General features: G+C 74.1%; 16 protein-coding genes. 9 read left to right on the top strand and 7 right to left on the bottom strand.

The genetic code is table 11. The features are described 5' to 3' along the window. Nucleotides 1–20: 20 nt before the first annotated feature. Together H9624_RS07290 and H9624_RS07285 are read left to right on the top strand one after the other, a co-directional pair. The gene (locus H9624_RS07290) at nucleotides 21–2,066 is read left to right on the top strand and encodes a S9 family peptidase (RefSeq protein WP_251839221.1); all 2,046 of its coding nucleotides are present in this window, start codon (nucleotides 21–23) and stop codon (nucleotides 2,064–2,066) included. A gap of 49 nt (nucleotides 2,067–2,115) precedes the next feature. After that, on the top strand, nucleotides 2,116–3,303 hold the full coding sequence (locus H9624_RS07285; RefSeq protein WP_251839220.1) for a PP2C family protein-serine/threonine phosphatase: 1,188 nt from the start codon (nucleotides 2,116–2,118) through the stop codon (nucleotides 3,301–3,303). Nucleotides 3,304–3,321: 18 nt separating this feature from the next. Here H9624_RS07285 and H9624_RS07280 read toward each other — a convergent pair whose 3' ends face one another. The 4 genes from H9624_RS07280 to hisC form a co-directional block, all read right to left on the bottom strand. Further along, nucleotides 3,322–4,713 (bottom strand): dihydrolipoamide acetyltransferase family protein, encoded by a 1,392-nt coding sequence (locus H9624_RS07280; RefSeq protein WP_251839219.1) that lies wholly within the window; start codon nucleotides 4,711–4,713, stop codon nucleotides 3,322–3,324. An 8-nt stretch (nucleotides 4,714–4,721) separates the two neighbouring features. After that, nucleotides 4,722–5,738 (bottom strand): alpha-ketoacid dehydrogenase subunit beta, encoded by a 1,017-nt coding sequence (locus tag H9624_RS07275; protein ID WP_251839218.1) that lies wholly within the window; start codon nucleotides 5,736–5,738, stop codon nucleotides 4,722–4,724. Further along, nucleotides 5,735–6,880, bottom strand: coding sequence for a pyruvate dehydrogenase (acetyl-transferring) E1 component subunit alpha (gene pdhA / locus H9624_RS07270; protein ID WP_251839217.1), 1,146 nt, complete (start codon nucleotides 6,878–6,880; stop codon nucleotides 5,735–5,737). Before pdhA ends, H9624_RS07275 begins: the two co-directional genes overlap by 4 nt. A 172-nt stretch (nucleotides 6,881–7,052) precedes the next feature. Continuing rightward, nucleotides 7,053–8,141, bottom strand: a complete 1,089-nt coding sequence (gene hisC / locus H9624_RS07265; protein WP_251839216.1) for a histidinol-phosphate transaminase — start codon at nucleotides 8,139–8,141, stop codon at nucleotides 7,053–7,055. Between the two features lie 51 nt (nucleotides 8,142–8,192). On the opposite strand from hisC, the gene H9624_RS07260 reads away from it, so the two are divergent. Continuing rightward, on the top strand, nucleotides 8,193–8,567 hold the full coding sequence (locus H9624_RS07260) for a phage holin family protein (RefSeq protein WP_251839215.1): 375 nt from the start codon (nucleotides 8,193–8,195) through the stop codon (nucleotides 8,565–8,567). A gap of 1 nt (nucleotide 8,568) precedes the next feature. On the opposite strand, the gene H9624_RS07255 is transcribed toward H9624_RS07260, so the two are convergent. Beyond that, on the bottom strand, nucleotides 8,569–10,095 hold the full coding sequence (locus H9624_RS07255) for a hypothetical protein (protein WP_251839214.1): 1,527 nt from the start codon (nucleotides 10,093–10,095) through the stop codon (nucleotides 8,569–8,571). Next, nucleotides 10,092–10,373 (bottom strand): hypothetical protein, encoded by a 282-nt coding sequence (locus H9624_RS07250; RefSeq protein WP_251839213.1) that lies wholly within the window; start codon nucleotides 10,371–10,373, stop codon nucleotides 10,092–10,094. Before H9624_RS07250 ends, H9624_RS07255 begins: the two co-directional genes overlap by 4 nt. A gap of 152 nt (nucleotides 10,374–10,525) precedes the next feature. On the opposite strand from H9624_RS07250, the gene H9624_RS07245 reads away from it, so the two are divergent. The 6 genes from H9624_RS07245 (at nucleotide 10,526) to H9624_RS07220 (ending at nucleotide 16,360) form a co-directional block, all read left to right on the top strand. After that, complete coding sequence (locus H9624_RS07245; protein WP_251839212.1) at nucleotides 10,526–11,026, top strand: low molecular weight protein-tyrosine-phosphatase; 501 nt, start codon at nucleotides 10,526–10,528, stop codon at nucleotides 11,024–11,026. Nucleotides 11,027–11,088: 62 nt separating this feature from the next. Continuing rightward, nucleotides 11,089–12,588 carry an adenylosuccinate lyase gene (purB, locus tag H9624_RS07240; RefSeq protein WP_251839211.1) on the top strand — a complete coding sequence of 500 codons (1,500 nt, stop codon included), beginning with the start codon at nucleotides 11,089–11,091 and terminating at the stop codon, nucleotides 12,586–12,588. Nucleotides 12,589–12,728: 140 nt separating this feature from the next. Beyond that, nucleotides 12,729–13,355 carry a vitamin K epoxide reductase family protein gene (locus H9624_RS07235; RefSeq protein ID WP_251839210.1) on the top strand — a complete coding sequence of 209 codons (627 nt, stop codon included), beginning with the start codon at nucleotides 12,729–12,731 and terminating at the stop codon, nucleotides 13,353–13,355. A gap of 69 nt (nucleotides 13,356–13,424) precedes the next feature. Continuing rightward, on the top strand, nucleotides 13,425–13,706 hold the full coding sequence (locus H9624_RS07230) for a metal-sensitive transcriptional regulator (protein ID WP_152188789.1): 282 nt from the start codon (nucleotides 13,425–13,427) through the stop codon (nucleotides 13,704–13,706). A 24-nt stretch (nucleotides 13,707–13,730) separates the two neighbouring features. Next, complete coding sequence (locus H9624_RS07225) at nucleotides 13,731–13,985, top strand: heavy-metal-associated domain-containing protein (RefSeq protein WP_251839209.1); 255 nt, start codon at nucleotides 13,731–13,733, stop codon at nucleotides 13,983–13,985. 74 nt (nucleotides 13,986–14,059) lie between these two features. Next, the gene (locus tag H9624_RS07220) at nucleotides 14,060–16,360 is read left to right on the top strand and encodes a heavy metal translocating P-type ATPase (protein ID WP_251839287.1); all 2,301 of its coding nucleotides are present in this window, start codon (nucleotides 14,060–14,062) and stop codon (nucleotides 16,358–16,360) included. An 81-nt stretch (nucleotides 16,361–16,441) separates the two neighbouring features. Here H9624_RS07220 and H9624_RS07215 read toward each other — a convergent pair whose 3' ends face one another. After that, on the bottom strand, nucleotides 16,442–17,293 hold the full coding sequence (locus H9624_RS07215; protein ID WP_251839208.1) for a MetQ/NlpA family ABC transporter substrate-binding protein: 852 nt from the start codon (nucleotides 17,291–17,293) through the stop codon (nucleotides 16,442–16,444). Nucleotides 17,294–17,296 lie beyond the last annotated feature (3 nt).

The following is a 17,296-nucleotide window of genomic DNA, read 5'->3' as shown; positions in this document are numbered from 1 at the left end:
TCACGTGATAGGACAGGTCCGTGAGCGACACTCCCTTCCACGACCTCGACGACTACATCGCCCTCCCCCGCCTCGGCGGGCTGGCGATCTCCCCCGACGGACGGCGCCTCGTCACCACGGTGAGCGCCCTCGACGAGGACCGCACCCGCTACCAGCCCGCCCTGTGGGAGGTGGACCCGGCCGGCGAGCGCCCGGCCCGCCGCCTCACCCACGGCCCGAGCGGGGAGTCCCAGCCGACCTTCACCGCCGGCGGTGACCTCCTCTTCGTCGCCAAGCGCGGCACCGACGACGACGCGCGTCCCGCCGTGTGGTCCCTGCCCGCCGCCGGCGGCGAGGCGAGCATGGTCGCCGCCCACCCCGGTGGGATCTCGGGCGTGAGCGCGGCCGCGCGGGCCGCCGTCGTCGTCATGGCCGACGCGCTGCCCTCCGCCGGGGACGTCGACGAGGACCACCGTCTGCGCAAGGCGCGCACCGAGCACAAGGTGAGCGCGATCCTCCACAGCGCCTACCCGGTGCGGTACTGGGACCACGACCTCGGTCCGGACCTGCCGCGGCTCTACGCGGCCGAGCCCACCGACGCCGAGCCCGCGGAGGACGCCGCGCCCCGCGGCAGCCACGCGCTGCGCGAGCTCACCCCCACCGCCGGCGCCGCGCTGACCGAGGCGTCCACGGACCTCGCGGCCGACGGCAGCTTCCTCGTCACGACGTGGAACGTGCCCGTGGCGCGCGGCGCGGTGCGCACCCAGCTGTGCCGCGTGGACCTCGCCGACGGCTCCCGCACCGTCCTCGTCGACGACGCCGACGCGGAGGTCGGCGGCCCGCGGGTCAGCCCCGACGGCCGGCTCGTCGCCTACGTGCGCGAGGCGCTCAGCACGGCCGAGCAGGCGCCGCGGATGTGGGTCGAGGTCGTCGACGCCGCCGGGGGCGAGTCCCGCGCCCTCACCCGCGAGTGGGACCGCTGGCCCGCGCAGCTGCGCTGGCTGCCCGACTCCTCCGGCCTGCTCGTCGTCGCCGACGACGACGGCCGCTCGCGCCTCTTCCACGTCGCCCTCGACACCGGCGCCGTCACCCGGCTCACCGACGAGGGCGCGCTCACCGACGTCGTCGTCGCCCCGGACGGGACGGCCGCCTACGCGCTGCGTGCCTCCTACGAGCACCCCGCCGAGGTCGTACGGATCGACCTCGGCGACCTCACCGGCCCGGCGCAGGTCACGGCGCTGCCCGGTCCCGCCGAGCGGCCGGCCCTGCCCGGCACCCTCACCGAGGTGGAGACCACCGCCGCGGACGGCGCGCGGGTGCGGGCCTGGCTCGCGCTGCCCGAGGGCGCGAGCGCCGACGCCCCGGCGCCCCTGCTGCTGTGGATCCACGGCGGGCCGCTGGGCTCGTGGAACTCGTGGTCGTGGCGGTGGAACCCGTGGATCATGGTCGCCCGCGGCTACGCCGTGCTGCTGCCGGACCCGGCGCTGTCGACCGGCTACGGACAGGACTTCGTCCAGCGCGGCTGGGGCGCGTGGGGCGAGGCCCCGTACACCGACCTCATGGCGGTCACCGACGCCGTGGAGGAGCGCGAGGACGTCGACGCCTCCCGCACCGCCGCGATGGGCGGCTCCTTCGGCGGCTACATGGCCAACTGGGTGGCCGGGCACACCGACCGCTTCCGCGCCGTCGTCACCCACGCGAGCCTGTGGGCGCTGGACGCCTTCGGCCCGACGACGGACGCCGCCTGGTACTGGGGCCGGGAGATGTCCCCGGAGATGGCGCTGGCCAACTCCCCGCACCTGCACGTGGGCAACATCCGCACCCCCATGCTCGTCATCCACGGCGACAAGGACTACCGCGTGCCGATCGGCGAGGGCCTGCGGCTCTGGTACGAGCTGCTCTCCCGGTCCGGGCTCCCGGCGGACGAGGACGGCGCGAGCCCGCACCGCTTCCTCTACTTCCCCGACGAGAACCACTGGATCCTCACGCCCCAGAACGCCAAGGTCTGGTACGAGGTCAACCTCGCCTTCCTCGCCGAGCACGTCCTCGGCGAGGCGCCCGGAGACCTGCCCCACACCCTCGGCTGAGGCCTCCGCGGCCCCGGCCCCGAGGACCGGGGCCGCGTAGGCTGCGGGCGTGAACCACGACGACCCGAGCCCGGCGGCGCTCGCCTGCCTGACCACGCTCCTGGACGAGTCGCACCGCTCCACGCCCGACCGGCTCTCCGCCGTCGTCGCCGACGCCGGGCGGGAGCTCGGGTGGGAGCTCAGCGCCCACCTCGTGACCTTCGACCAGCGGCGGCTCGTCCCGCTCGCCGGCGAACCGGGCGAGCTCGGTCTGGACACCCCGGCCGGGCAGGCCTTCCGCACGATGCGCCCGGTCCACGACGGCGACACCTCCTGGGTGCCGCTGCTCGACGGTGTCGAGCGGCTCGGGGTGCTCACCGCCGCCGGCCGGCCGGGAGGTCGGCGACCGTCCGACCACGTCGACGTGCTGCGCTGGGCGTCCCTGCTCATCGGCCACCTCGTGGCCGTGATGACGCCCTACGGGGACGCCATCACCCGGACCCGCGGCGGGGTGGACCGTACCGTCGCGGCCGAGCTGCTGTGGAACCTCCTGCCGCCGCTGACCTACGCCTCGGACGACGTCGTCATCACCGGCCTCCTCGAGCCCAGCGAGCGGGTGGCCGGGGACGCCTTCGACTACGCGGTCCACGGCACGCGCGTCGACCTCGCCCTCTTCGACGGCGCCGGCCACGACCTCACCTCCGGGCTCCTCACCTCGGTGGCGCTCGCCACCTACCGCAACCAGCGACGCCGCGGCGCGGACCTCGGCGACTGCGCCCGCGAGATCGACCGGGTGCTCGCGGAGCAGACCAACTCGGCCGGGTACGCCACCGGCGTGCTCGCCCGGCTGGACACGGCCACCGGGGTGCTCGACTACCTCAACGCCGGCCACCCCCACCCGCTGCTGCTCCGAGGCGGGGAGGTGCTGGAGGTGCTCGACCACTCCGGGCGTCCCCTGTTCGGGCTCGGCGGGCGGGAGGCGACGGTCGGACGCGTCCAGCTGCACCCCGGCGACCAGGTGGTCCTCTACACCGACGGCATCACCGAGGCCCGTGACGACGCCGGGACGTTCTTCGGCCTCCAGCGGCTCATCGGCCTCATCGAGCAGCACGACACCGCGTCCACGCCACCCCCGGAGACGCTGCGCCTCGTGCTCCGAGACGTCCTGGACCACCAGCGCGGACGCCTCCAGGACGACGCCACCCTCCTCAAGCTCCAGTGGGCGCCGGGTGGCGGGGCGGAGCTCCTGCCCGCCTGACGACCCACGGCGGGGCGGTCAGCTCCAGACGAGGCCCATGTCGGGGTTCTCCAGGAGGCGGGCCACGTCCGCCAGCACCCGCGCGCCGAGCTCGCCGTCGACGAGCCGGTGGTCGAAGGACAGCGCGAGCTGGGTGACCCAGCGCGGCTTCACCTTGCCCTTGTGGACCCAGGGCTGCTGGCGGATCGCACCGAGGGCGAGGATCGCCGACTCCCCCGGGTTGAGGATCGGGGTGCCGGTGTCGATCCCGAAGACGCCGACGTTCGTGATCGTCACGGTGCCGTCGGTCATGTCCTTGGGGGTCGTGCGCCCCGCCCGGGCGGTGGCGGTGAGCCCCGCGATCGCCGTCGCCAGCTCGTGCAGGTCCAGGCGGTGGGCGTCCTTGATGTTGGGCACGACGAGGCCACGGGGCGTGGCCGCGGCGATGCCGAGGTTGATGTAGTGCTTGTAGACGATCTCCTGGCTCTCGTCGTCCCACGAGGCGTTGATCTCCGGGTGGCGGCGCACCGCGAGGAGCAGCGCCTTGGCGGCGAGGAGGAGCGGGGTGACGCGGACGTCACCGAAGGCGCGGTCCTCCTTGAGCCGGGCGACGAGCTTCATCGAGCGGCTGACGTCGACCGTGTGGAACACGGTGACGTGCGGGGCGGTGAAGGCCGAGCTCACCATCGCCTCGGCGGTGCGGCGGCGCACCGAGCGCACCGGCACGCGGGTCTGGCGCCCGTTGGCGGACACGACGCCGTCGGCGAGCCACGGTTTGTCGTCGTCCGGGTAGGTCGCCAGCTCCTGGGCCTCCGAGCGCTTCGCGTGGGCCAGGACGTCCTCCCGGGTGACGATCCCGCCGGGGCCCGTCGCCGCGACGGCGGTGAGGTCGACGCCGAGGTCCTTGGCGAGCTTGCGCACCGGCGGCTTCGCGAGCACCGCGGGCGAGACGGCCGCGCGGCCCGCCGCGGGCGCGGCCTGGGCGCGGTCGGGGCGCTCCGCGGGCGGGGTCTGGGGGGCGGGGACGCCCGGGGCGGCCGCGGGGTCCTGGGCCGCCGGCTCGGCGGCGGGAGCGGAGCGGCGGCGACGGCGGGCGGTGGAGCCCTCCTTCGTCCCCGAGCCGACGAGCACGTCACCGCTCGTCGACGACGCGGCGGGGGCGCCGTCGTCGGCGGCCGCACCGCCGGGGTCGACGTCGATGACGACGATCGGCGTGCCCACCGGCACGGTCTCGCCCTCACGGACGAGGAGCTCGGTGACGACACCCGCCCACGGGACGGGCAGCTCGACGAGCGACTTGGCCGTCTCGATCTCGACGATCACCTGGTTGACGTCGACGGTGTCGCCGACGGCGACCCGCCACTCGGCGACGTCGGCCTCGGTGAGGCCCTCACCGACGTCGGGCAGCTTGAACTGCTGGTAGCTCGGCACCGGTCCTCCTAGTACGCCAGGGCGCGGTCGACGGCGTCGAGCACCCGGTCGAGCCCGGGGAGGAACTCCTCCTCGTGCGCCGAGGCCGGGTAGGGCGTGTGGAAGCCGCCGACGCGGAGCACCGGTGCCTGGAGGCTGTAGAAGCACTCCTCGGTGATGCGGGCGGCCAGCTCGGCGCCGGGGCCGAGGAAGGTCGTGGCCTCGTGGGCGACGACGAGGCGGCCGGTGCGGCGCACCGACTCGGCGACGGTGGGCACGTCGAGCGGGGACAGCGAGCGCAGGTCGAGGACCTCGAGCTCCTGGCCGTCGGTGGCCGCCACCTCGGCGGCGCGGAGCAGGGTCTTGACGGTGGGGCCGTAGCCGACGAGCGTCGCGTCGCGGCCGGCGCGCACCACCCGGGCACCGTGCAGGCCGGTCGTCACACCGGTCTCGCTGAGGTCGACGGGCGCCTCGACGTCGACGTCCGCCTTGTCCCAGTACCGGGCCTTGGGCTCGAAGAAGAGCACCGGGTCCGGGGAGGCGATAGCCTGCTGGATCATCGTGAAGGCGTCGCCGCTCGTGGCGGGCGTGACGACCCGCAGCCCGGGGGTGTGCGCGAAGAGCGCCTCGGGGGACTCGCTGTGGTGCTCGATGGAGCCGATCCCGCCGCCGTAGGGCACCCGGATGACGACCGGCACCTCGACGCGGCCGCCGGAGCGGTAGCGGAGCTTGGCCAGCTGCGTGGTGATCTGGTCGAAGCCGGGGAAGATGAAGCCGTCGAACTGGATCTCGCAGACCGGCCGGTAGCCGGCCATCGCCAGGCCGATCGCCGTGCCGACGATGCCGGACTCGGCGAGCGGCGTGTCGACGACGCGCTGGGGGCCGAACTCCGCCTGCAGCCCGTCGGTCACGCGGAACACCCCGCCCAGGGCGCCGATGTCCTCCCCCATGAGCATGACCTTCTCGTCACGCCGCATGGCCGCGCGCAGTCCCGCGTTGACGGCCTTGGCGAGCGGGAGGGGGGTGGCGGTCGTCGTCGCCGTCATCGGTCGGCCTCCGCGAAGGACTGCTGGTAGTCGTCGAACCAGGCGCGCTCGGCCTCGACCTGCGGGTGGGGGGCGCCGTAGACGTGGTCGAACATCGTCTCCGGGCCGGAGGGGGTGAGCGCGCGGCAGTACTCGCGGGTCGACGCGCCGAGCTCGTCGGCGGCGGCCGCGACCTCGGTGAGGAAGTCCTCGTCCGCGTGGCCCTGCTCGGTGAGGTAGGTGCGCAGGCGGGCGATCGGGTCGCGCTCGCGCCAGTAGTCCTCCTCCGCGCTCGTGCGGTAGCGCGTGGGGTCGTCGGCGGTCGTGTGGGCGCCCATCCGGTAGGTGTACGCCTCGATGAGGGTGGGTCCGCCGCCGCTGCGCGCGCGCTCGAGGGCCTCGGCGGTGACGGCGTAGCTCGCAAGGACGTCGTTCCCGTCGACGCGCACGGAGGGGATGCCGACGCCGGCGCCGCGGCGGGCGAGCGGGACGGTGGTCTGGCCGCTCGCAGGCACGGAGATCGCCCACTGGTTGTTCTGGCAGACGAAGACGACCGGGGCCTTCGTCACGGCCGCGAAGACCATGGCCTCGTGGACGTCGCCCTGGGAGGTGGCACCGTCGCCGAAGTAGACGACGACGGCGCGGTCGCGCTCGGGGTCCCCGGTGCCGACGTCGCCGTCGCGCTGGGCGCCCATGGCGTACCCGGTCGCGTGGAGCGTGTGGGAGCCGATGACGAAGGTGTAGAGGTGGAAGTTGTGGGCGGCCGGGTCCCAGCCACCGTGCTCGACGCCGCGGAAGACCCGCAGCAGCTCGCGCATGTCCATGCCGCGCGCGTGGGCGACGGCGTGCTCCCGGTAGGAGGGGAAGGCGAAGTCCTGCGGGCGCATGGCGCGGCCGGAGCCCACCTGCGCGGCCTCCTGGCCCAGGCTCGGGGGCCACAGGCTGAGCTCGCCCTGGCGCTGGAGCGCGGTCGCCTCGGCGTCGAAGCGACGGGCCAGCACCATGTCGCGGTAGAGCCCCCGCAGCTCGGCGGGGCCGAGCCCGGCGACCCACCGGCCGTAACGGCTGTGGTCGAGGCGACGACCCTCCGGGTCGAGAAGCTGGACGAGCGTGTCGGGATCTGCCGGGCTGCTCGCCTCAGGCCGCGGTGTCAGTGTGTCCATGGTGGTGACCACCTCCATCGGTCCTGCCCTCCTCTGCGCCCGGGGGTCGGCCCCGAACCTACGCCAGCGTAGGCTACGGAACCGTAACTTACGTTTGTAGGGGGCCTACAGAACCTGGCGCCGGCAGTTGTGAGGGGCCGGGCAGCCCTTGCCGGAAGCGACAACGCTCCCGTCAGAGAGCGCGCGAACGCTCCAGCGCGAGCCAGTCCTCGGCCAGCCGGAGGACGAGGTCGTTGCCCTCGATCTCACCGACGCTCACCCGCACGCCGTCCCCGTCGAAGGCCCGCACCATCGCCCCGCTGCCGGCCGCCTCACGGGCGAAGGAGGCGGAGTGGCGGCGGATGGCGAGCCAGTAGAAGTTCCCGTGGGACTCCGGGACGCTCCAGCCCATCTCGCGCAGGGCGCCGAGCAGACGGCTGCGCTCGGCGACGACACGGTCGCAGCGCTCGGCCACGGCGTCGGCCTCCCGCAGGGCCGCGAGGGCCGCAGCCTGGGCGAGGGCGTTGACGCCGAAGGGGGTGAGGGCCGTCCGCAGCCCGCGCGCGAGGCGCGGCCGGGCGACGGCGTACCCGACCCGCAGGCCGGCGAGGCCGTAGGCCTTGGAGAAGGTGCGCAGGACGAGGACGTTCTTGAACTCGGCCGCGAGCGCCAGCCCGTCCACGGCCGCGTCGTCGCGGACGTACTCGACGTAGGCCTCGTCGAGGACGACGAGGACCTCGCGCGGCACCCGGGCGAGGAAGGCCCGCACCTCGTCCTCGTGGACGACCGTCCCGGTGGGGTTGTTGGGGCTGCACACGAGGACGACGCGGGTGCGCTCGGTGACGGCGTCGGCCATGGCGTCGAGGTCGTGGCTGCCGTCCTCCCGCAGTGGGACCGGGACGCTGCGGGCACCGGCGACCTGGACCGCGATGGGGTAGGCCTCGAAGGACCGCCACGCGTGGACGACCTCGTCGCCGGGGCGGCACGCGGCCTGGAGCACCGTCTCGAGGACGGCGACCGAGCCGTTGCCGACGACCACGCGCTCGGCGTCGACCCCGACGTGCTCGGCGATGGCGGCGGTGAGCGCGGTGGCCGCCATGTCCGGGTAGCGGTTGAGGTCGGCGGCCGCGTCGATGACGGCGCTGAGCACCGCGGAGGACGGCGGGAAGGGGTTCTCGTTGGACGAGAGCTTGTACGCGGACCGTCCCGCCGGCGGGCGCTGGCCGGGGACGTAGGCCGGCAGGGAGTCGATGTCCGAGCGGAAGCGGAACGCTGGAGCCATGCCGCCATGATCGCACTCCCGGCGACGGTCCTGACGTGGCACCATCGCCGCATGCGCTTCCTCGTCCGGCTCGTCGTCAGCTCCGTGGCCATCTGGCTCACCGCCCTGCTCCTCGACGGGGTGTCCCTCACCGAGGCGGAGGGCTGGGACCAGGTGCTCGTCGTCGGCGTCGTCGGCCTCGTCTTCACGCTCGTCAACCTCGTCGTCAAGCCGGTCGCCAAGCTCCTCACGCTGCCGCTGACGATCCTCACCCTCGGCCTGTTCCTCCTCGTCGTCAACGCGCTCATGCTCATGCTCACGAGCTGGCTCACGAGCTTCACCGACTGGGGGCTGTTCGTCGACGGCTTCTGGTGGGCGCTCCTCGCGGCGCTCGTCATCTCGGTCGTCAGCGGCATCCTCAACGCCGTGCTGCCGGGCGAGCGCTGACTCACCCCCTCTCCAGCGTGAAGCGGGTGGCCGTGACGCGGGCGCCCGGGGCACCCGTGACGTCCGCGAGCCGCTCCGCCAGGTGGGCGACCGACCGCTCCCCGGCGTCCACGGCCAGGCGGGCGGTGCGGGTGTACTCGCTGATCGAGTGCGAGTCCGAGGGCGGGACCTCCAGCCGGGTGAGCCCGGTGGTGCCGGTGCCGAGGGAGCGGCTCACCGTGGTGCGCGCGTCCTCCGCGGGGTTGGAGGTGCCGTCGAGCCCGACGAAGGGGTCCTCGAGGTGCTCGAGGTGGAGCACCTCCGTGCCCGCGGGGGTCGGCAGGTGGCCGACGGGCGACCCGGCCGTCACGACCGTGGTGATGGAGTAGCGCAGGCGCACGAGCGGGTCGGCCGCCAGGCGCATGGCCGCGAGGCCACCCTGGCTGAAGCCGACGACGGCGACCGCCTCCCCGGGTCGCACGCCGGCCAGCCGCAGCGCCTCGGCGGCGCCGATCTCGACGTCGCTCACCATGCCGCCGTAGGTCTCGACGTTCGTGAGGTTGTCCACGGGGTTCCGCCCGCCGGGGACCATCGCCTGGGTGCTCGGCAGCAGGAGGACCCACGAGCGCGTGCCGTCCGCGTGCTCGACGCGGCGCACCTCGAGGGTGCCCGGGACGGCGCCGTGGTCCTGGTGGATGGCGTGAAGGCTGTCGACGACGGCGGGCAGGTCCGGCGGGGCCGGGACCTCCCTCGGTGGGGACACCGTGAGCGTGAGGTCGTCGGCGCCGCGGGGACGCCGGCCGGTGAGGGCGTGGAAGGCGGCGACGACCGGGATGACCAGCCGCTGGGCGCCGGTGAGCGCGGCGGGGTCGATCTCGCGGCCGTCGTAGACGAAGGGGCCGGGGACGAGGAACCAGGGGAAGACGTTCTGCCCGTGCTCCCCGAGCTCGCGGACCGCGACGTCCAGGGCGATGCCGTCGGGTGGGAGGTCGTCGTCGCCGTGGACGGCGTTGACGATCTCGCCGAGCGCGTCCACGGCGTGGCCGAACGCGGTGGTCGGCTCCCATCCGGGCAGGCGGCCGACGAGGGTGAGCCGGTCCGCCACGGCGAACACCGCCTCGTGGGGCATGACGAGCATGCGCAGGAACCCGATGAGCGACGGCCCGGGCGGGCGGGCGCGGGCGGCGAGCTCGGCCTCCTCGTACAGGAGCCGGGCGTGGCGCAGCGACAGGAGCAGCTCGAAAACCTCCTCGCCGAGCCGGCGCGCACCCCACCCGCCGTCGAGCGCGTCCTCGACGGCGGACTCGGCCGCGGCAGCGAGCACCGGGGACCAGGTGGCGTCCAGGGCGAGGTCGCGCCGGGCGGCGCTCAGGGTGCTCTCGAGGTGGCCGACCTCCCCGCGCAGCCCGTCGAGGAGCGCGTCGATGGCCAGGAGCTCCCCGACGTCCACCCGGGTGGCCCCCACCCCGCCGCGTACGTGGACGGAGGTGCGGTGGCGGGTGTCGCCCGTGGCGCCGTCGGCGTCGTGGCTGTGGAGGAGCGCGGTCACTGGCCCTCCCAGGCCTCGGCGACGGCAGCGGCGAGCCTCGCCGCCCGGTCCTGCGCCGTCGCGAGCAGGTCACCGAGCCGGTACGCGTGGTGGAGGAGGTCGCCGAGGCGGGCGGCGAACTCGTCGGCGGCCGGGGAGTGCCACTGCTCGGGGTAGGCGGCACGCAGCGTGTCCTCGACGGCAGCGAGGACGCCCGTGGCGCTCACGACGCTCGCGCACCCCTCCCCCGCCCCGCCCCACCCCTCGACGACGACGGGGGTGCAGCTGCTCGTGCTCATCTCGCCCTCCTGCGGCTCGTCCTGCCCCGAAACTAGGGGCGCCGCCCGACGGCGGGCGGGGTCGCCGTCGTCGGCTGGGGACGTGCCGCCCACGTCGCGGGCCTGTTGCGCACCCGGTGGCTCTCCCCGGCGCCCCGGGCGAGAATGCCGTCATGCCCCCCTACACCGTCTCCTTCGTCTGCACCGGCAACATCTGCCGCTCCCCCATGGGCGAGGTCGTCCTCCGCGACCTCCTCGAGCGGGAGGGCCTCGCGGACCGGGTGCGGGTCGTGTCGGCGGGCACCGGGGACTGGCACGTGGGCGGCCCGGCCGACCCGCGCGCGGTGAGCACCCTCAAGCAGTACGGCCTGGACGGCGAGCAGCACCGTGCGCAGCAGTTCGTGCGCGAGAGCTTCGCCGAGGTCGACCTCGTGCTCGCGCTCGACCGCGGCCACGAGCGGGCGCTGCGCACCCTCGCCCCCAGCCCGGAGGACGCGGACAAGGTCCGGCTGCTGCGCAGCTTCGACGAGGACGCCGTCGCCGCCGGCGAGCTCGAGGTGGACGACCCCTACTTCGGCGAGGACGCGGACTTCGTCACCACCTACGAGGAGGTGCTCCCCGCCTGCGAGGGGGTGGTGGCGCACCTGCGGACGCGGCTGGCGCTCGCCGGCTGACCCCCCGGGCGGCCGGTGGACGGTGCAGCGGGCCGCTCGCCGGCTCTGGGAGACTGGGGGCCATGAGCGAGCAGCCCAGCACCACGTCGTCCGCCAGCCTGTCGGCCGGAGCCGCTCCGGGCCGGCACCGCGTCCCCCTCGCGGACCTCGAGCCGCCGATCGCGCTCGGCCCGCTCGACGGGCGCTACCGCGGCGTCGTCGCCCCGCTCGTCGACCACCTCTCCGAGGCGGCCCTCAACCGTGCCCGGCTCGACGTCGAGGTCTCCTGGCTCGTCCACCTCACGACCTCCGGCGCCCTGCCGGGGGCACCGCAGCTGAGCGACGCGGACATCGCCTACCTGCGCGACGTCGTCGACTCCTTCGGGGCGGAGGAGATCGCCGAGCTCGCGGAGATCGAGCGCGAGACGCGGCACGACGTCAAGGCCGTGGAGTACTTCCTCAAGCGGCGGCTGGCCGCGGCCGCCGAGGCCGTCGGGCCGGAGAGCCCGCTGCCCGCCGTCGGGGAGATCGTCCACATCTTCTGCACGAGCGAGGACGTCAACAACCTCTCCTACGCCGTCACCATCCGCGACGCCGTCCGCCAGGTCTGGCTCCCGGCGGCGCTCGCCCTCGTCGGCGACCTCGCCGAGCTCGCCCGCGAGACGGCCGAGGTGCCCATGCTCTCGCGCACCCACGGCCAGACGGCGACGCCGACGACGCTCGGCAAGGAGGTCGCGGTGCTCGCCGCCCGCCTGCGCCGCCAGCTGCGCCGCGTCTCCGCGGCCGAGTTCATGGGCAAGATCAACGGCGCGACGGGCACCTACGGCGCGCACGCCGTCTCGGTCCCGGACACCGACTGGCAGGCCGTCTCGCGCTCCTTCGTCGAGGGCCTCGGGCTCACGTGGAACCCACTGACGACGCAGATCGAGCCGCACGACTGGCAGGCCGAGCTCTACGCCGACATCGCCCGGTTCAACAGGGTCCTGCACAACCTGTGCACGGACGTGTGGACCTACATCTCCCTCGGCTACTTCCGCCAGCGCCTCGCGGCGCAGGGCTCGACCGGCTCCTCGACGATGCCGCACAAGGTCAACCCGATCCGCTTCGAGAACGCCGAGGCGAACCTCGAGATCTCCTCCGCGCTCCTCGACACCCTCGGCGCCACGCTCGTCACCTCCCGCCTCCAGCGCGACCTCACCGACTCGACGACGCAGCGCAACATCGGCGTCGCGCTCGGGCACTCACTCCTCGCCGTCGACAACGTCCGCCGCGGGCTCGCGGGCCTCGACGTCGACGCCGCCGCCATGGAGCGCGACCTCGACGACTCGTGGGAGGTGCTCGGCGAGGCCGTCCAGTCCGCGATGCGTGCCGCGTCCGTCGCGGGCGCCGAGGGCATGGCCGACCCCTACGAGCGGCTCAAGGAGCTCACCCGTGGGCGGCGCGTCGACGCCGAGGGCATGCGCGGCCTCATCGCCGGGCTCGGGCTGCCCCAGGATGTCGAGGAGCGGCTCCTCGCGCTCACGCCGGCCACCTACACGGGCCTGGCGGCCTCACTCGTCGCCCACCTCGACGACCTCGGCTGAGGCTCCCCTCCTTCTCGCCGAGCGCTGAGTTGTTCCTGCGTAACAACTCAGCGCTCGGCGGAGGAGGGGGGTGGGCGTCGGGGGGCCGCGGGGGACCTTGGTCCGTGGGATTCGCCCGAATCGGACCGGACGATGATCGGGTGAACCTCACCGAGACACGGCCGGGCCTGCGGCAGATCCGGCACACCGACGCCTGGATCTTCGGCACCATGCTGCTGTCGGCCTGCCTCAGTCTCACCGCCTCCTTCGTGCTGTCGGTCGACGCGGTCACCCTCGCGGCCGACCCCGAGGCGCAGCTGACGTGCAACATCAGCTCGGTGCTCAGCTGCGGCGCGGTCGGGGTCTCCTCGCAGGCGGCCGTCTTCGGCTTCCCCAACGCCTTCCTCGGCCTGGTCGCCGAGCCGGTGGTCATCACGATCGCCGTCGCCGGGCTGGGCGGGGTCCGCTTCCCGCGCTGGTTCATGTTCTCCGCGCAGGTCGTCTACACGCTCGGGGTCGTCTTCGCCTACTGGCTCTTCTACCAGTCGATGTTCCACATCGGCGCCCTGTGCCCGTGGTGCCTGCTCGTCACGCTCTCGACGACGCTCGTCTTCGCCACGTTGCTGCACTACAACGTGCGCGAGAACAACCTCTTCCTCACCCCTCGCGCCCACGAGCGCGCGCTGTCCTTCATCCGCGCGGGCTGGGACGGCGCGGTCGTCATGGCCTGGGTGGGCGCCGTCGTCGTCGCCATCATCCTCAGGTACGGCGCCGACCTCCTCCCCTGACACTCCCCTCCCCGTGGCGGGAATACCCCTAGGGGGTATACCGTTGACGATGACGGAAGGGAGCATCACATGGCCGGCTACAGCGGCACGAAAGAGGACTACGCCCGGCGCCTGCGGCGCATCGAGGGCCAGGTCCGCGGCATCGCCCGCATGGTCGACGAGGACACGTACTGCATCGACGTCCTCACCCAGATCTCCGCCGTCACCAAGGCGCTCCAGGCGGTCGGCATCGGCCTGGTCGAGGACCACCTCGGCCACTGCGTCGTCGACGCCGCCCGCTCCTCCCACGAGGAGGGCGCCGAGAAGGTCCGCGAGGCGAGCGAGGCCATCGCCCGTCTCGTCCGTTCGTAGTTCCCACCCCACCCAGGAGATCCCATGAGCACCGACCCCTCGCCCGTCGACCGCACCACCGTCCTCGACGTCCAGGGCATGACCTGCGGGCACTGCGTGTCCGCCGTGACGCGTGAGCTGGAGGGCGTCAAGGACGTCTCCAAGGTCAGCGTCATCCTCCGCAACGGCGGGACCTCTGAGGTCACCGTCGTCTCCGACGCCGTCCTCGACGAGGACGCCCTGCGCGCCGCCGTCGACGAGGCCGGCTACGCCGTCACCGCCATCCACACCGACAACTAGGCCACCAGGAGGCCCCCGTGTCGTCCCCCGTCACCACCACACCGTTCGCTGAGATCGACCTCGCCGTCGAGGGGATGACCTGCGCCTCCTGCGTCGCGCGGGTGGAGAAGAAGCTCAACGCAGTTCCCGGCGTCAGCGCCACCGTCAACCTCGCCACCGAGAGCGCGCACGTCACCCTCGACGAGCAGGTGCCCGACGGTGACCTCCTCGGTGCCGTCGAGCGCGCCGGGTACGCCGCCACCGTCACCCGCCGGCGCACCGCCGACGACGACGCCGCCCACCACGGAGGCCACGGCGACGGCGACCACGGCGACGAGCACGCGCTCGCCGGGCACAGCCACGGCGCCGGGGACGACACCTCCTCCCCCGCCGAGCGGCGCCAGGCGGACCTGCGCCGGCGCCTGCGGGTCGCCGGCGCGCTCAGCGTGCCGATCGTCGCGCTGTCGATGGTCCCGCCCCTGCAGTTCCCGGGCTGGCAGTGGGTCGTCGCGCTCCTGTCGCTGCCCGTGGTGACCTGGGCCGCCTGGCCCTTCCACCGCTCGGCGGCCAAGGCCGCCCGGCACGGCGCCTCGACGATGGACACCCTCGTGTCCGTCGGTGTCATCGCGGCCACGCTGTGGTCGCTGTGGGCGCTGCTGCTCGGCGGCGCCGGGGAGATCGGGATGCGGATGGCCCCGCACCTGTTCCCCCGACAGGGCGCCCTGGGCGAGGTCGGCATGCCCGAGCTCTACTTCGAGGTCGCCGCGGTCGTCACGACCTTCCTCCTCGCCGGCCGCTACGCCGAGTCACGCTCCCGCCGCCGGGCCGGGGACGCGCTGCGCGCCCTGCTCTCCCTCGGCGCCAAGGACGTCGCGCGGCTGACCGTGGACGGCGCCGGGCGGCGCACCGAGGAGCGCGTGCCCGTCGAGCAGCTCGCCGCCGGGGACCTGTTCGTCGTCCGCCCCGGGGAGAAGGTCGCCACCGACGGCGTCGTCGTCGAGGGCAGCTCCGCGGTGGACGCCTCGATGCTCACCGGGGAACCGGTGCCCGTCGACGTCGGCCCCGGTGACACCGTGACCGGCGCGACCGTCAACGCCTCCGGGCGCCTGGTCGTGCGGGCCACCCGCGTGGGCGAGGAGACGACGCTGGCCCAGATCGGCCGGCTCGTCACCCGGGCCCAGACCGGCAAGGCCCCGGTCCAGCGGCTCGCGGACCGCATCTCCGCCGTCTTCGTCCCGGTCGTCTTCGTCATCGCGATCGGCACCTTCGCCGTGTGGATGCTCTCCGGCGCCAACCTCCAGGCCGCCTTCACCGCCGCCGTCGCCGTCCTCATCATCGCCTGCCCCTGCGCGCTCGGACTGGCGACCCCCACCGCGCTGCTCGTCGGCTCGGGCCGCGCCTCGCAGCTCGGGATCGTCATCAAGGGCCCGGAGATCCTCGAGTCCACCCGCCGCATCGACACCATGGTGCTCGACAAGACCGGCACGGTGACCGAGGGTCGCATGGAGCTGGCCGACGTCACCGCCACGGACCGCGGCCAGGTGCTGCGGCTCGCGGGCGCGGTCGAGGCGGCCAGCGAGCACCCCATCGCCCAGGCCGTCGCGGCCGGTGCCCGCGCCGAGCTCGGCGACCTCCCCGAGGTCACCGGCTTCACGGGCCACGCCGGGCGCGGGGTCAGCGGCACGGTCGAGGGCCACGAGGTCCTCGTCGGCCGCCCCGCGTGGCTCGCCGAGCGCGGCGTCACCGTGCCCGACGGCGTGGGCCGGGACCACGGCGACGCCGAGCGGACCGGGGCGACCGCCGTCGTCGTCGCCTGGGACGGCACCGCCCGCGGCGTCCTCGCCGTCCGGGACACCGTCAAGCCCACCTCCGCCGAGGCGGTCGCCCGCCTGCGGGAGCTGGGCGTGCGGCCGATGCTCCTCACCGGCGACAACCGGGCCACCGCCGAGGCCGTGGCCCGCGAGGTCGGCATCCCGGCCGAGGACGTCATCGCCGAGGTGCTGCCGGAGGACAAGCTCGACGTCGTCGCCCGCCTCCAGGGCGAGGGCCGGGTCGTCGCGATGGTCGGGGACGGCGTCAACGACGCCGCGGCCCTCGCGCAGGCCGGGCAGCAGGGCCTGGGCCTGGCGATGGGCACCGGCACCGACGTCGCGATCGAGGCCAGCGACATCACGCTCGTCACGGGCGACCTCCGCGCCGCCCCGACGTCGATCGCCGTCTCCCGCGCCACCCTGCGGGTCATCAAGCAGAACCTCTTCTGGGCCTTTGCCTACAACGTCGCCGCGATCCCGCTCGCCGCGCTCGGGCTGCTCAACCCGATGATCGCCGGTGCCGCGATGGCGGCGAGCTCGGTCATCGTCGTCGGCAACTCCCTGCGCCTGCGCCGCGCCGGCTGACCCCGCCCCACCCCACAAGAAGCGCCGACAGCTGAGCTGTTCCAGGAACAACTCAGCTGTCGGCGCTTAGGGGGGAGTGGGTCAGAAGGCGGGGATGATCTCGCCGGCGGGCCAGCGCTCCTCGATGAAGGCGCGGACCTCCTCGGAGTGCAGCGCCTCGTCGAGGGCGAGGATCGCCTCGTTCTCGGCGTCCTCCGCGCGCACGGCGAGGAGGTTGGCGTAGGGGTTGCCCTCGCCGGACTCGAGGAGGATCGCGTCCTCGGCCGGGTTGAGGTCGGCCTCGAGGGCGTAGTTGCCGTTGATGACGGCGGCGTCGAAGTCCTGGAGGCTGCGGACGAGCTGGGCGGCCTCGAGCTCGGCGAGCTCGACGTTCTTCGGGTTGTCCGCGACGTCGAAGATCGTCGGGTCCTCGACGTCCGCGGCCAGGGTGAACAGCCCCTCGGCGGCGAGCAGCTCCAGCGCACGGGCCTGGTTGGCCGGGTCGTTGGGCACGCCCACCTGGGCGCCGTCGGGCAGCTCGTCCAGCGAGGCGACGCTGTCGGAGTAGACGCCGTACGGCTCGATGTGGACGCCCTCGAAGTGGGCGAAGTCGTAGCCCTTCTCCTCCACCTCGGCCTCGAAGTACGGCAGGTGCTGGAAGAAGTTCGCGTCCAGCTCCCCCTCGGCGAGCTGGACGTTGGGCTGGACGTAGTCGGTGTACTCGACGATGTCGAGGGTGAAGCCGGCGTCCTCGGCGAGGTTGTCCTGGACGAACTCGAGGATCTCGGCGTGCGGGGTGGGGCTGGCGCCGACGACGATCGTCGTGACCTCGCCGTCGGCGGCCGGGCTGGCGCCGTCGGTGGTGTCGTCCGCGGCGTCGCCGCAGGCCGCGAGGGTAAGGGCCGCGACGCCGGCGAGGGCCGCGATCCGGGTGGAGGTGCGGAGGGTGGTCATGGG

Origin of the sequence: Oceanitalea stevensii (genome assembly GCF_014837105.1) — a bacterium.
GTDB classification, from domain to species: domain Bacteria; phylum Actinomycetota; class Actinomycetes; order Actinomycetales; family Actinomycetaceae; genus Oceanitalea; species Oceanitalea stevensii.
This window is presented reverse-complemented; position numbering and strand designations above follow the sequence as displayed.